This is a genomic window from Ralstonia sp. 25mfcol4.1, assembly GCF_900104095.1.
Lineage (GTDB): Bacteria > Pseudomonadota > Gammaproteobacteria > Burkholderiales > Burkholderiaceae > Cupriavidus.
On sequence record NZ_FNJO01000004.1, the window covers coordinates 136,832 to 151,379 of the forward strand.

11 protein-coding genes are annotated in these 14,548 nt (G+C 66.7%); 7 read left to right on the forward strand and 4 right to left on the reverse strand.

Annotated elements, in window-relative coordinates:
- The first annotated feature begins 40 nt into the window (after positions 1 to 40).
- A complete protein-coding gene (locus tag BLQ58_RS09155; protein ID WP_092596803.1) occupies positions 41 to 1,207 on the forward strand; it encodes an FAD binding domain-containing protein in 1,167 nt (388 codons plus the stop codon).
- Between the two features lie 27 nt (positions 1,208 to 1,234).
- Here BLQ58_RS09155 and BLQ58_RS09160 read toward each other — a convergent pair whose 3' ends face one another.
- On the reverse strand, positions 1,235 to 1,927 hold the full coding sequence (locus BLQ58_RS09160) for a response regulator transcription factor (protein WP_092596805.1): 693 nt from the start codon (positions 1,925 to 1,927) through the stop codon (positions 1,235 to 1,237).
- Positions 1,928 to 2,191: 264 nt separating this feature from the next.
- Positions 2,192 to 2,431 (reverse strand): hypothetical protein, encoded by a 240-nt coding sequence (locus BLQ58_RS09165; RefSeq protein ID WP_092596808.1) that lies wholly within the window; start codon positions 2,429 to 2,431, stop codon positions 2,192 to 2,194.
- A gap of 419 nt (positions 2,432 to 2,850) precedes the next feature.
- On the opposite strand from BLQ58_RS09165, the gene BLQ58_RS09170 reads away from it, so the two are divergent.
- The 6 genes from BLQ58_RS09170 to BLQ58_RS09190 all read left to right on the forward strand — a co-directional run bounded on the left by BLQ58_RS09170 (position 2,851) and on the right by BLQ58_RS09190 (position 9,020).
- Complete coding sequence (locus tag BLQ58_RS09170) at positions 2,851 to 3,903, forward strand: alpha/beta fold hydrolase (RefSeq protein WP_092596811.1); 1,053 nt, start codon at positions 2,851 to 2,853, stop codon at positions 3,901 to 3,903.
- 10 nt (positions 3,904 to 3,913) lie between these two features.
- Positions 3,914 to 4,057, forward strand: a complete 144-nt coding sequence (locus BLQ58_RS28745; protein WP_254775865.1) for a MarR family transcriptional regulator — start codon at positions 3,914 to 3,916, stop codon at positions 4,055 to 4,057.
- A gap of 239 nt (positions 4,058 to 4,296) precedes the next feature.
- Positions 4,297 to 5,565: an SfnB family sulfur acquisition oxidoreductase gene (locus BLQ58_RS09175; RefSeq protein ID WP_092596813.1), complete on the forward strand. Its 1,269-nt coding sequence runs from the start codon at positions 4,297 to 4,299 to the stop codon at positions 5,563 to 5,565.
- 1 nt (position 5,566) lies between these two features.
- Complete coding sequence (locus BLQ58_RS09180) at positions 5,567 to 6,817, forward strand: SfnB family sulfur acquisition oxidoreductase (RefSeq protein ID WP_092596816.1); 1,251 nt, start codon at positions 5,567 to 5,569, stop codon at positions 6,815 to 6,817.
- Positions 6,817 to 8,184, forward strand: a complete 1,368-nt coding sequence (locus BLQ58_RS09185; RefSeq protein WP_092596819.1) for an LLM class flavin-dependent oxidoreductase — start codon at positions 6,817 to 6,819, stop codon at positions 8,182 to 8,184. Before BLQ58_RS09180 ends, BLQ58_RS09185 begins: the two co-directional genes overlap by 1 nt.
- 23 nt (positions 8,185 to 8,207) lie before the next feature.
- On the forward strand, positions 8,208 to 9,020 hold the full coding sequence (locus BLQ58_RS09190) for a MetQ/NlpA family ABC transporter substrate-binding protein (protein ID WP_092596822.1): 813 nt from the start codon (positions 8,208 to 8,210) through the stop codon (positions 9,018 to 9,020).
- 78 nt (positions 9,021 to 9,098) lie between these two features.
- On the opposite strand, the gene BLQ58_RS09195 is transcribed toward BLQ58_RS09190, so the two are convergent.
- Both BLQ58_RS09195 and BLQ58_RS09200 read right to left on the reverse strand, forming a co-directional pair.
- Positions 9,099 to 10,085 carry a chemotaxis protein CheB gene (locus BLQ58_RS09195; protein WP_092596825.1) on the reverse strand — a complete coding sequence of 329 codons (987 nt, stop codon included), beginning with the start codon at positions 10,083 to 10,085 and terminating at the stop codon, positions 9,099 to 9,101.
- 75 nt (positions 10,086 to 10,160) lie between these two features.
- The gene (locus tag BLQ58_RS09200; RefSeq protein WP_092596828.1) at positions 10,161 to 14,336 is read right to left on the reverse strand and encodes a CheR family methyltransferase; all 4,176 of its coding nucleotides are present in this window, start codon (positions 14,334 to 14,336) and stop codon (positions 10,161 to 10,163) included.
- Between the last annotated feature and the right edge of the window lie 212 nt (positions 14,337 to 14,548).

Consider the following 14,548-nt stretch of genomic DNA (forward strand, 5'->3'; position numbering starts at 1 on the left):
GCTTCTTGACACCCATCCCCCATCCCACCCGGAGCCAACCATGTCCACCCCACCACGCCCCCGCGCCATCGTTATCGGCGGCTCGCTTGGCGGCCTGTTCAGCGCCGTCTGCCTGCGGGCAGCCGGCTGGAACGTCGTCGTGTTCGAGCGCTCTCCCCAGGAACTGGACAGCCGTGGCGGCGGTCTGGTGCTGCAGCCAGGCGTCATCGACGCGCTGGACTTTGCCGGGATCGACCCGGGCGCCGATTTCGGCGTGCCGTCGCGCGACCGCGTGTTCGTGGACCGTAACGGCGCGGAGCGGCGTGCCTACATGCCGCAGACCCAGATCGCCTGGAACGGCCTCTACCTGCGCATGCGCCGCGCCGTGGGCCCCGCCACGCTGCGTGCCGGCGAAACCTTCACTGCTTTCGAGCAGGATGGCAGCCGGGTCACGGCGCGCTTTGCGTCGGGGCACACCGAAGAAGGCGACCTGCTGATTGGCGCCGACGGCCCCCTGTCGGCGGTGCGCGCACAGCTGCTGCCCGGTGCCCGGCCCACCTACGCCGGATATGCGGCGTGGCGCGGCGTTCTGCCCGAAGCGGCGCTACTGAGCGTCAGCGAGCAGTTGCTGCGCGACAGCTTCGTGTTTCAGGACGGCCGGGCGCACCAGTTTCTGTCGTACCGGATTCCGGGCGAAGACGGCAGCGTGCGGCCCGGCGAGCGGCGGCAGAACTGGGTCTGGTATCGCAAGATCGCGCAGGGGCCGGAACTCGATGCGCTGCTGCACGACCGCGTGGGTCAGCGCCACAACTATTCCTTGCCGCCCGGCGCCATGCGCGACGCCGAGATACGCAGCCTCCAGATGAGCGCGCTGGATGTGCTGGCGCCCGCGCTGGCGGGGCTGGTCACCGCCACGCCCGATCCGTTCCTGCAGCTGATACACGACTACGAGGCCCCGCGCATGGTGTTTGGCCGCGCGGTGCTGCTGGGCGACGCGGCGTTCGTGGCGCGCCCGCACACCGGCGCCGGGGCCGGCAAGGCGGCGGCCAATGCGGTGGCGCTGGCACGGGCGCTGCAGGGGCGTGCCGTGGATGACGGGGACGGTGCGGGCGGTATCGACCGGGCGCTGGCCGCATGGGAGCAGGACCAGCTGCCGGCCGACCGGCGCCTGGTGAAATGGGGGATCGCGCTGGGTCAGCGCATCATGGGCGCGGCGCAGCCCGCCTGACTGCGGCTGGCCGGCATGGCTTGCCGGTCAGTCGGCGTCGGTGTCCGGCCCGCCGTCGCCGCCGGGGACTGTGCCGGGGGTCACCATGCCCAGTGCCTGGGCCATGAGAATCAGCTCGGCAAAGGTTCGCGCCTGCATCTTGCGCATGGCCTGCCCGCGGTAGATCTTGACGGTGGCCTGGCTGATGCCGAGTTCGTCGGCCACTTCCTTGTTCATCAGGCCGTGGACCAGCAGCTTCATGACTTCGCGTTCCCGGCTGGTCAGGGTATCGAGGCGCTCGCGCAGCTGCTGGGTCTGCGAGCTGGCCTGGCGGCGGTCGCGGTCGCGCTGCAATGCCTCGTTGACGGCATCGAGCAGATCCTGTTCGCGGAACGGCTTGGCGATGAAATTGACCGCGCCCGCCTTCATGGCGGCCACGGTCATCGGGACGTCGCCGTAGCCCGAGATGAACACGATCGACGCGCTCTTGCCGGCGCGATTGAGATGCCCCTGCAGGTCCAGCCCGCTGGCGCCGCGCAGGCGCACGTCGAGCACGATGCAGGTGGGTTGGTCCGGAAATTCGTGGGCCAGCAGTTCCTCGCCCGAGGTAAAGGACTCGCTGGCGAGCCCCACCGAGCGGAACAGCCCCGACAGGGCGCGCCGCACGTCGAGGTCGTCATCGACGACCAGTACGACACCGTCGTCGGTCGATTCCCGCAACAAGGCGGCACTGCTGTTCATCGTGGTTCTCACTATGCATGGACGTTCTGCCCGGGGCTTGCAGGGGGCGTCCCCGTGGCGCTGCGCCTGACGCAGCAGGACGGACCGTGCCTCGGCCAGATGCCTGAAGATGCACAAAAATACGATGAAATTGCCGGAAAACGGCGCGGTATCTGCGTCGGCCCGCCCAACGCGAAGCGGAATTATCGACGCTTTCGATGAAATTGCAAACGAAGTGTGGCGCTGGCGCCGCAACAAGTCCCAACAGACCGTCCGCGAGCGCGACTACAGCGCCTCCAGCGCCCGGCTCAGCATGTACGCAGTACGCACGGCGACATCGAATGAGCGGTCGCAAGCCAGCTCGCGGCCGGCTATGGTGATGCGCCACCAGTCGCGGTTGCGCTCGCAGCACAGCCGGTGCTCTTCCATCTGATCGGAAAACCAGCGCCACAGCCGGGCGTCCTGGCTCAGCGCGGATGCGGCCGCGCGCAGCCGGACCAGTTCGAGCCCATTTGCTTGATCCATGATTTTTCTCCCCAGGGCCAACGCCCGCGTGCCCCGTGAGCACATGGTAGGCATGCACGGCCCCTGTGTGCATTGCCCGTTGGTCCGACAGCCGTAGCGCATCGGCATGCCGGAGTCATACCAAAGACGTATCGGCTGCGGTACGCCCCTTCCGCTGCCCGGCGGTGGATTTGTATCCGCATACCTTGCCGCCCGGGTCTGCATACATTGCGATACAAAACCGGGGCAGATCGACACATGGGGCTTGCAGCGCCTCCGTAGACTCGTGCCAACCCTTCGGCCCGGGGCAGTCCGTTGAACGACCGTCCCATACCGTGCCGTTCGGCAACGGGCTGTTGCCAGTGGCACCGGGCCCGATCGAAGCGACATACCACCCACCCTCGAAGTAAAGCGCTAGCGTCCGACGCAAAGGAGAAAACATGAGCAAGACCATCGATTTGCCGCGCCGCAACTTTCTTGGCACCGCGGGCCTGGCGCTGGCAGCCGCCCAGCTTGGCGTGATGGGGTCCGCGCACGCGCAGTCGGGCGTGTCGAAGGCCGCGCCGCTGGCGCCGGTCACGCCCGGCACGCATACGTCGTTTGCCACCATCAGGCAGGTCAACGCCGGCGTGCTCAACGTCGGCTATGCCGAACTGGGCCCGGCGGACGGCCCGGTGGCCCTGCTGCTGCACGGCTGGCCGTACGACATCCACGCCTTCGTCGATGTGGCGCCCCTGCTGGCACAGCGCGGCTACCGCGTGATCATCCCGCACCTGCGGGGCTACGGCACCACCACATTCCTGTCGCCGGAGACCAAGCGCAACGGCCAGCCGTCCGCCATCGCGGTCGACATGATCGCGCTGATGGACGCGCTCAAGATCCGCACCGCGGTCGTGGCCGGTTTCGACTGGGGCGCCCGTACCGCCGACATCATGGCCGCGCTGTGGCCCGACCGCTGCCGTGGCCTGGTCTCGGTGAGCGGCTACCTGATCGGCAGCCAGGCTGCCGGCAAGCTGCCGCTGCCGCCCGAGGCCGAACTGCAGTGGTGGTACCAGTTCTACTTCGCCACGGACCGTGGCGTGGCCGGCTACACGAAGTACACCCATGACTTTGCCAAGCTGATCTGGAAACTTGCGTCGCCGCAATGGAAGTTCGACGACGCCACGTTCGCCCGCAGCGCCGTGTCGCTGGACAACGCCGACCACGTGGCCATCACGATCCACAACTACCGCTGGCGCATGGGCCTGGTCGAGGGCGAGTCGAAGTTCGACGACATCGAAAAGAAGCTCGCCACGGGGCCCACCATCAGCGTGCCCACCATCACGATGGAGGGTGACGCAAACGGTGCGCCCCACCCGGCGCCCAGCGCCTACAAGAGCAAGTTCACGGGGCGATACGAGCATCGCGACATCACGGGCGGCATCGGCCACAACCTGCCGCAGGAAGCGCCCACGGCATTTGCGCAGGCTGTGCTCGACATCGACCGCAAGTAACGAGGCCATCATGCTGCACCGACTGCTGATACTGGCCACCATGGCGCTGTCGGCGCTGGCCTGCGAACTGGGCGGCGGTGGCGACCGCTGCGCCTGGAAGGGCAGGCCCGGCCAGTATCGCGTGGATGCGCCAGGCCGCCGGCGCAAGGGCTAGCGCGGCGGGCGTTGCATCGCCACCAGGGCGGCCACCCTGCGCGCTGCGTCGCCGCCGATCGAAGGAATACGCATGGCCTTATGCGTTGCGGTCGCGTTTGGATAGAAAAAACGCGTCGTTCGTGTGCCGGACCTGCCGCAGTATGGTGTCGGAACCATGCCGCGCCGCCGTCCTTCCGCTGGTGGCGCCGCGCACGCTGGCGGTCCGCCAGCCGTGCGCCTGCATTCCCTCGATACGCCATGACCGACCTTTCCGACATTCACGCCGTGGCGCCCGCCACCACCGGCCGGCGCGAACCGCGCCTTCCCGACCCGTCCCGCGTGCGCCGCATCCGTACCGACGCCGAAGCCATCGAAGCCGCGCATACGCTTGCCGGCGTCTATCGACAGGGCGCATCGGCCCGCGATCGGGAACGTGTGCTGCCGTGGGACGAGCTGGAGCTGTGGTCCGAGAGCGGCCTGGGCGGCATCACGGTCCCCAGGGCCCATGGCGGCGCCGACGTATCGTTCGCGACGCTGGCCGAGGTCTTCGCAATCATCAGCGCCGCCGACGCGTCGCTGGGGCAGATCCCACAAAATCACTTTGGCCTGCTCGGCGTACTGCGCGAAGCCGGGACGGAGGCACAGCAGCGACGCATCTATGCCGAAGTGCTGGCCGGCCAGCGGCTCGGCAATGCCGGCCCCGAGCGGCGCTCGGCGGGCAGCCGCACCGTGCTCGACGGCACCACGCGCCTGCAGCGGACCGCCCAGGGGTTGCGGCTCAGCGGCAAGCGTTACTACTCGACGGGAGCGTTATACGCGCATCGGGTGCCCACGCGCGCGCTGGACGACGATGACCGCCCAGTGCAGGTCTGGGTGCCGCGCGACGCCGCCGGCCTGACCGTGATCGACGACTGGTCATCCTTCGGACAGCGCACCACCGCCAGCGGCACCGTCGTGTTCGACCAGGTATCCATCGCGCCGGACGACGTGATCCCGCTCTGGCAACTTGCCGGCAAGCCCGGGCTCTATGGCCCCAACTCCCAACTGATCCAGGCCGCCATCGACCTGGGTATCGCCCAGGCGGCGTTTGACGATGCGGTGGCCTTCGTGCGCGAACACGCCCGGCCCTGGGTCGATGCCGGCGTGGCACGCGCCAGCGATGACCCCCATCTGATCGCAGACGTCGGCCGGCTGGCCATCGAGATCGAAGGCGCGCGCGCCGTGCTGCGCGAAGCCGGGCTGACGCTGGACGAGATCGCCGCACAGCCGCTCACCGATGCATCGAGCGCCCGCGCGTCGGTTGCCGTGGCCGAAGCCAAGGTTCTGACCACCGAGGCTGCACTGCATGCGAGCGAAAAGCTGTTCGAGCTGGCCGGTTCGTCGGCCACCCGGGCCAGGCACAACCTCGACCGCCACTGGCGCAATGCCCGCACCCACACGCTGCACGATCCGGTGCGCTGGAAGCTGCATCTGATCGGCAACTATCACCTGAACAACGCGCTGCCCAAGCGGCATTCCTGGAACTGACATGTCGTTGCTACTGACTCCGCCCCCTGCCGATGGCCGGGTGGGCCCGGCCGCCGCGCCCACCGCCACGCCCCATGTCGTCGCCAACGATGCCGAGGCGATTGCGATCGCGCACCGACTGGCCGCGCAGTTCGCGCCCGGCGCCGCCAGACGAGACCGCGAGCGCCTGTTGCCGTGGGACGAACTGGAAGCCTTCGGCGCCAGCGGCCTGTGGGGCATCACCGTGCCCCGCGAGCACGGTGGCGCGGGGGTTTCCAGTGTGACGCTGGCGGAGGTCATCGCCATCATCGCCGCGGCGGACGGATCGCTCGGGCAGATCCCGCAGAACCATTTCTACGCGCTGGAGGTATTGCGCGTGGGCGGCACGCCCGCCCAGCAGGCCTTCTTTTACCAGCGCGCGCTGGCTGGCGACCGCTTCGGCAATGCACTGGCCGAGATCGGCCACAAGGACTTCAGGCGACGCACCCGGCTGACGCGCGATGGTGACGGGTTCCGGGTGGACGGGCAGAAGTTCTACTGCACCGGCGCACTGTATGCGCACTGGATTCCGACGCTGGTGGTGACCCAGGAAAACGGCCGCGACGTGACATGGCTGGCCTTCGTCCCCCGTACGGCCGAGGGCGTAAGCGTCTCCGACGACTGGGACGGCTTCGGCCAGCGCGTGACCGGCAGCGGCTCGGTTTCCTTCGACAACGTACGGATCGACGGCGACTGGGTGGTGCCCTTCCTCGCATCGTTCGAGCGGCCGACGACGATTGGCCCGTTCGCCCAGCTGCTGCATGCGGCCATCGATCTGGGCATCGGCCGGGGCGCGTTTGCCGCCACGCTGCCGTATGTGCGCGACCACGCGCGGCCGTGGATCGATGCCGGCGTAGCCAGTGCATCGCAGGACCCGTTGACCATCCATCATGTTGGCGACGTCCAGGTCAGGCTGCGGGCCGCAGAAGCCCTGGTGCGCCGGGCCGGCCGTGCGACCGATGCCGCCCAGGAGGCACCCGACGAGCAAAGCGTGGCGCAGGCATCGCTGGCGGTGGCTGCCGCACGCGCATCGACCACCACCGCGTCGCTGCTTGCCGGCACCCGGCTGTTCGAGCTCGGCGGCACATCGGCCACCCTGGACAACCAGGGCCTGGACCGCTTCTGGCGCAATGCCCGTACGCACACGCTGCACGACCCGGTACGCTGGAAGTACCACGCCATCGGCAACTTCCACCTCAACGACACCTTGCCGCCCCGGCATGGAGCCATCTGATGAACGATGGTTCGCAGCGGCGGCACATCCTGCTCAATGCGTTCGACATGAACTGTGTCGGGCATATCAACCACGGCCTGTGGACGCACCCGCGAGACCGGTCGGCCGACTACAACACGCTCGATTACTGGATCGACCAGGCGCGTACGCTGGAACGGGGCCTGTTCGACGGCCTGTTCATCGCCGATATCGTTGGCGTGTACGACGTTTATCGCAACAACGTCGATGTGACGCTGCAGGAATCGGTGCAGTTTCCGGTGAACGACCCGCTGCTGATCGTGCCGGCCATGGCCGCCGCCACCCGGCATCTCGGCTTTGGCGTCACGGTGAACCTGACGTACGAGCAGCCGTACCTGCTGGCGCGCCGGTTCTCGACGCTGGACCACCTCACGCGCGGCCGCGTGGGATGGAATATCGTGACGGGCTACCTCGACAGCGCCGCGCGCGCGATGGGCCTGGGCGCGCAGCTTGCCCACGACGAACGCTACGACCGCGCCGACGAATATCTGGAGGTGCTCTACAAGCTCTGGGAAGGTAGCTGGCAGGACGACGCCGTGCGGCGCGACAAGGCCGCGCGCGTGTTCGCCGATCCGGCCAAGGTACGCAAGGTGAGCCACCACGGCCGGTACTACAAGGTGGACGGCTACCACCTGTCCGAGCCATCGCCACAGCGCACGCCGGTACTGTTCCAGGCCGGCAGTTCCGGCCGGGGGCAGCGATTCGCGGCGCGCCATGCGGAATGCGTCTTTATCTCGCCACCCAGCAAGGACGCGGCGCGCAAGACGGTGAGCGCGTTGCGCGAGCAGCTTGTGGCTGCCGGGCGCCATCCGGACGACGTGAAGGTATTCATGGGCGCGGCCGTGGTCACCGGCCGCACCGAGGCGGAAGCCCGCGAAAAACACGCGGAATACCGCGACTACGCCAGCCGCGAAGCCGGGCTCGCCCACTTTGCCGCCAGCACCGGCGTGGACTTTGGCCGCTATGGCCTGGACGATCCGGTTGACTACGGCGGCGGCAACGCCATCGAATCGGCAACCCGCACCGCCGCGCAGCACGGCTGGACGCGCCGCAAGCTGCTGGACCTGTTCGAACTGGGCGGGCGTTATCCGGCCATCGTCGGTGACGCGTCCCAGGTTGCGGACACGCTTGCCGAATGGGTCGACGAGACCGGCATCGACGGCTTCAACCTAAGCCGCACCGTGACCCCCGAAAGCTACGAGGATTTTGTGGACCTGGTCGTTCCCGCGTTGCAGGATCGGGGCCGTTACAAGACCGCGTATGCCGACGGTTCGCTACGGCACAAGCTGTTTTCCAGCGGCGACCGGCTGCCCCAACGGCATGCCGCCGCCGCGTTCCGCCCGTTCTGAAATCACAAGAGAAAAGGAGCCACATGTTCATCAAGACCGGGGTCAAGCTGGTCGCCGCGTTGCTGGCGTTCGGTATCGTGCACGGATCGCAGGCCGCGGACGCCGACCGAAAGGAAATCCGCTTCGGCGCCACGGCGGGCCCTTATGCAGACCAGGTACGCTACGGCATCAAGCCCATTCTGGAAAAGCGCGGCTACAAGGTGACGATCGTCGAGTTCAGCGACTACGTGCAGCCGAATCTCGCGCTGGCCGACGGCGCCATCGACGCCAACGCCTTCCAGCACGTGGTGTATCTGAAGAAATTCTCGGCGGATCGCAAGCTGCAACTGTCGCCGCTGATCCAGGTGCCCACGGCGCCGATCGGCATTTACAGCCACAAGCACAAGACGCTGGGCGAAGTGAAGCCCGGTGCCACCGTATCGCTGCCCAACGATCCGACCAATCTGGCGCGCGCCATCGCCATCCTTCAGCAGATTGGCTGGGTCACGCTCAAGCCTGGCACCGATGCCGTGCGGGCAAGCGAGCGCGACATCGATGGCAATCCGCACAGACTCAAGCTGATCCAGCTGGAGGCCGCCCAGTTGCCGCGCTCGCTGGATGACGTGGACTACGCCTTCGTGAATGGCAACTTCGCGCTCGCGGCCGGGCTCAAGCTGACGTCGTCACTGGCGCTGGAAAAGATTCCCGACTACTACATGAACCTGGTAGCTGTCAGGACCGAGGACCTGAACAAGCCCTTCGTGTCCGACATTCGCGATGCGTACCGCTCCGCCGATTTCAAGGCCGTGACGCAGCAGCGTTTTGCGGGATTCGTCGCGCCGGCCTATCAGCAATAGAGCAATCGCGCAGTAAGCGCCGTGACTGCAGCGAGCGTGCCCTGGACGCGGGCCCCATGCCGCTGAGGCGTGTCGCGTTCAACTCATGTGCGTGCCGGCGGCCGCACGCAACAGATCGGCGAGTTTCTCGTTCTCGTCGATCCGTGACTGTTCGAGCGCCACATCGGCGTGGTTGCCCACGCGCCTGGCCCATTGCTGCCGCTCCTGGGCGAATATGATCCGTTCGTGGACGGCGCGAAGCGCCCCCCAGATTGCGTCGGCGGTCCCCTGGGCGTTCGCGGCGTCGAGCGACAGCGCGGAGAAGGCGTGGCCCGTATGACAGCGGTATCGCAACGGCCGATCGTCCCGCAATCGCCACAACACGCCGTGACATGTGGGGCAAGTCAGTGCCGAGCGATCCGCAATGGCGTCGAGCTCGCGAGGTTCCGCAACACCGCTGTCCCCGATCCGCTCCTCCCGATCCAGGTCTTTCAGGTTGCTCATGATTGACTCCTTTTGCCGTGCGGCCCCGTTGACGGCCGCCCGCAGCGCACCGGCGAGGCCATCCTGCCCGACAATGGCATCGGCACCGGCTGCGGCGATCGCGCTGCGAGGCATCGAGGGTGCCTCGCAATCGTCCGGATCCTGGACGATTCGATAGCCGCCGCGCGCCTCGATTGCGGCAAGCCCGGCCGCACCGTCGTCGAGTTCGCCGCTCATCACAATGCCGACCACACGCTCCTTGTACTGCGCACTGGCCGACCGGAACAGCGGATCGGCGGCAGGCCGGCAGAAATTCTCCGGTGCCGTCTCCAGCAGGCACACGGTGTCGCCCCGGACGACCATGTGTCGATCCGGCGGCGCCACGTAAATTCTGCCGTGTTGAATTGCCTCGCCGTGCTGCGGGTGGTGCGCCGGGAAGCAGCCCCACTTCGACAGCAGTTCCGGCAGGACGCTGCGATGCCGTCCAATGTGCAGCACCACAAGCATGACGAGTTCCAGGTCTCTGGCCAGGCCTTCGACGAGCGTCTTGAGGACCGGAAGTGCGCCCCGGGATGCAGCTACAACAACAATATCTCTGCGCATGGCTTTTCCTTTTGACAGGAAAAGCAAGTTCCGCACCCGAGGCACCGCAAGGGCGCGGACGGCTTGTGGGCCGCCTCAGTCCGGCCTGACGCTGTCCTGACGGGGCCGAAGATCGCCCAGTGCCTCGAGCAATTCCTGGAAGTCGAGCGGCTTGGCAAGATGCATGTTGTACCCGGCTTCACGGGCAGCTTTGGCATCCTCTTTGTAATCGCGCCCGGTCAGCGCCACCGACCAGATGTTCGCCCAGCGCACGTCCTCCCGGATCGTACGCATGAGCGCGTAGCCGTCCATGTCGGGCAGCCCGATATCCGAGACGATCGCGTCGATCGGAACGTCGGCCAGTCTCTCCAGCGTCTCGGCTCCGGACGTTGCCACGCTTACGGTTGCCCCTTCCAGTTCGAGGAGTTCGGCGAGGGCGGCCGACGTGTCCCGGTCGCCTTCCACCAGGAGAATCCGCAGGCCTGCGATGCTCTGGATGCTGTCCGCGGCTTCCGGGTCCGAGGCGGTATCAGCAGGCGCGGCCGGCAGCCATACCGTCGTGGTCGTACCGTGGCCGCGGCCTTCGGATTGGGCCGTAACCCTGCCACCGTGCATCCGGGCGAGCTGCTTCACCAGCGCCAGGCCAATGCCCAGTCCTCCCTTCGCCCTGTCACGACCGCCTTGCCGGTACATGTCGAACACGTACGGCAGCAGGGCCGCATCGATGCCCTGGCCGTTGTCGCTCACCTCGATACGCAGCATCCCGCCTTCCTGTGACAGCCGCAGATCGATCTGGCCATTCGCTTCCGTGAACTTCAGTGCATTGGAAACGAGGTTCCAGAGGATCTGCTCGCAGCGCACACGGTCCACCAGGGCGATGGCCGGACGATCCGGCAGCGCCAGGCGCATGGTGATGCCGCGGTCGCCGACATCCTGCTCGCAGGCACGGGCAATGTCCGCCAGCATTGCCGACAGGTCGACGCGGGACACGTCCAGGGACAGCTTGCCCTTCTGCACGCGCGAAAGGTCCAGCAGATCGTCGATGATCTGCGCCTGGCTGCGCACGGCCTGGCGAATGGCCCCGGCCGCTTCGCGCACCGCGGCGACATTGCGCACCTCGGGCAGTCGCGGAAGCATTTCCGCCTTCACGCCGATCAGGTTGAGCGGGTGTTTCAGTTCATGCGAAAGCACTGCAATGAACTCGTCCTTGAGCTGGCTGGCATTGAGCGCCTGCTCGCGCGCCGCCTGCTCCTTGGCCAGCGCATCGCGGCTCGCGTCCTCATGGAGCTTGCGCGTCGTGAGGTCGCGCACAATCTTGGCGAAGCCGCTGAATGACGTATCCGTGATGGGGGTGACCACGCCGCTGCAGTAGATCCGGCGGCCGTCCTTCGTGCGATACCACCGCTCGTCGTCAGCACGTCCCTCCTTCATGGCCGTGTCGCGCTCATGGGCGGGCACCGACGTCTGCCGGTCATTGGGCTCGTAGATCGCCTCCACGCTCTTGCCGATGAGTTCTTCTTCCGTATAGCCGAAAATCCGTTCCGCGCCGGCGTTCCAGCTGACGATCAGCCCTTCGCGGTCCTGGATAATGATTGCGTAGTCCTTGGTGGACTGCGCAACCAGCCGCAGTCGTTGGGCCCCTGCGCGGGCGGCCTCCTCGGCCTGATGACGATCCGTCACGTCGATCAGCGTGATCACCGCCCCGTCGATATGGTCGTCCGCCGTGCGATAGGGCAGGAGCCGCATCAGATACCACCGCCCCGCCTCGCTCTGGATCTCCCGCTCGGTCAGCCTCAGCGACTGGAACGACTGCCTCACGTCGTCGACCAGGGTCGGGTAGCGCAGCGTGTGCGTGATGTGGAACAGCGACCGGCCAAGATCGGAGTCGATCAGGTTGAAAATGGCGGTCGCGTTCGGCGTAAACCGCTTGATCCGAATTTCCTTGTCGACAAAGACGGTGGCGATCTCGCTGGAAGCGATGATGTTATGCAGGTCGTCGTTGGCCTTGGCCGTATCCTCGATCCGCGCCTGCATCTCGGCGTTCGCCGTGGTCAGCTCTTCATTGACCGACTGCAGTTCTTCCTTGCTGCTTTCGAGTTCTTCGCTGGTCGAACGCAGCTCCTCATTGATCGCCTGCAACTCTTCGTTCGATGCCTTCAGTTCCTCCACCGACGTCTCGTACTGTTCGATGATCGTCGCCAGCTGCTCCCTGCTGTGCTGCAGTTCCAGTTCGAGCTGCGCCAGGACCGGATCCTGCCCGGAAGCGGCGGCCAGTTCCTCTTCGGTCATGTGGCCGGCCACCTCGTCGAAGACCACCAGCAGGAAATCGGCATTGGCGACCTTGTCGTGAAACGGCCGCACCGTCATGCTGATCCACGACACGTCGGGGTCGTGATCCCACTTGACCTTGCGCGCCTCCACGCTGGTGCCGGTCTGCAACGCCCGGAAGATCGCCGTGCGCAAGTCGAGCCGCAGCTCGGGCAGCACCAGCGTCATGATGTTCGTGGTCAGTTCGCCGCCAACATGCCTCAGGAACCGGCCCGCATTGTCGGACAGGTGAACGACGTTCGACTCGCGGTCGATGATGACGCTTGGCGGGGAATACGTCTCCAGCGCGCGCTGGTGCAGTTCCGTCAGCGAGAAACTGCGCTGGGGCGAACTGTTCGTGGTGCGCAGCGGCATGGCCACGGCCGGCCGGTCCTCCGCCAGGCTGGTATCGGCGGGCGTCAGCACCGGGAAGCCAATCGGCGGCTTGGCGCGCTGCGATACCGCGCGCGCGCGATAGACCCGCCACTTCTTGTCCACCACCGCAAACAGGTCATCCGCAGCGTCTGCGGATTCGGCCGTCCCGAGGAACAGCAGCCCGTTCGGCCGCAGGGCGAAGTGGAAGAGCTCCAGGATCTGCCGCTGTACCGCGCGTTCCAGATAGATCAGCACGTTTCGACACGAGATCAGGTCCAGGTGCGAGAACGGCGGATCGCGCAGCAGACTGTGCGGCGCGAACAGGATGCGCTCGCGCACCGCCTTGCTGATGGAATAGTGCGCGCCTTCCCGGGTGAAATAACGCTGCAGGAGAGCGGGCGGCACATCGTTGGCGATGGACAGCGGATACGATCCCGTGCGCGCCCGGCCGATGGCCGCCACGTCGATATCGGTGGCAAACACCTGGATGGGCCGGGCCGAGGCCGCCGTCTCGCGCGCCTGGGCCAGCAGGATCGAAATGGAATACGCTTCCTCGCCCGTGGCGCAGCCGGCCACCCACACCCGCACCTGGTCGTCATCGCCCAGCTTGCCGTCGAACAGCGTCGGAATCATTTCCCGCTCGAGAAACTCGAGGGCTTCGCTATCCCGGAAGAACTGCGTGACCCCGATCAGCATGTCGCCCAGCAATGCGCTGGCCTCGTCCGGCGTTGCCCGGAGGAAATCCCGGTACGCCGCCAGGTCGCTCTGGCCATTGAACTGCATGCGCCGCTCGATGCGACGGAGCACCGTGGCGCGCTTGTAGAAGCGGAAGTCATGCCCCGTGCGCACACGCAGATGCATCAGGATTTCGGACAGCGCACGTTCCCCGTTCGTCCTGGGCGACTGCCCGCGCTCCTGCCCTTCGTCGTCTTCAAGCACCGCATCCTGCGGCTCGATGCGCTGGACGTTCTCCCACAGCTCCATGAGCCGCTGCGGCATCGCGGCCGCCGGCAGTACGATATCGACCCAGCCGGCGTGGATGGCGGCGCGCGGCATCTCCGGATGCTCGGCGTCGTCCGGCGACTGGGCCAGCGTCAGGCCGCCGACTTCGCGGATCCGGCCCATTCCGATGGTGCCATCGGATCCGGAGCCGGACAGCACGATGCCGATGGCTCGCCGCTCGTGGGCATCGGCGAGGGTGCGGAAGAAATGATCGATCGCGAAGGGCCGCCCAAAGGTATTCGGCTGTTCCAAGACCCTGAGACAGCCATCGGACATCTCAAGGTGGGTGCCCGGCGCCACCACATAAATGTGATTCTCCTGAAGCGGTGTCGTGGTACGGACTTCGCTGACCGGCATGGTCGTGGCACGCTGAATCAGGGCCGCGGCCTGGCTTTCGAGGTCCGGCGCCAGGTGAAGCACCACGACGAAGGCCATGCCCATCTGTTCCGGGGCATGCTGGAACAGCGTCTGCAGGGCCCTGAGGCCGCCGGCGGAGGCTCCGAGGCCAACGACAGGGAAATGCAACGTACTCTTTACCACGCCCGCCGGATTTCCCACCTTCTTCTCCTTGAGTTTTTTCCGCGCCATGATTCCTCCCACCCAGACTCGTCGCAGCGGCCGGACGAGGCACCCGAAGGCATAATCCGGGCTCATTGTAGCGCCCAGGGCGAAGGAATATGGCGCCGCACACAAGCAGCCGGCGGCGGGCGCACGGCGGCCCGCAACGACAAGGGAAGCCCCGGGGGCGAAAGCGCCGGTATCTGGAGATCGTCAGCGCTTGCCGATGCAGGGTAGTCGTC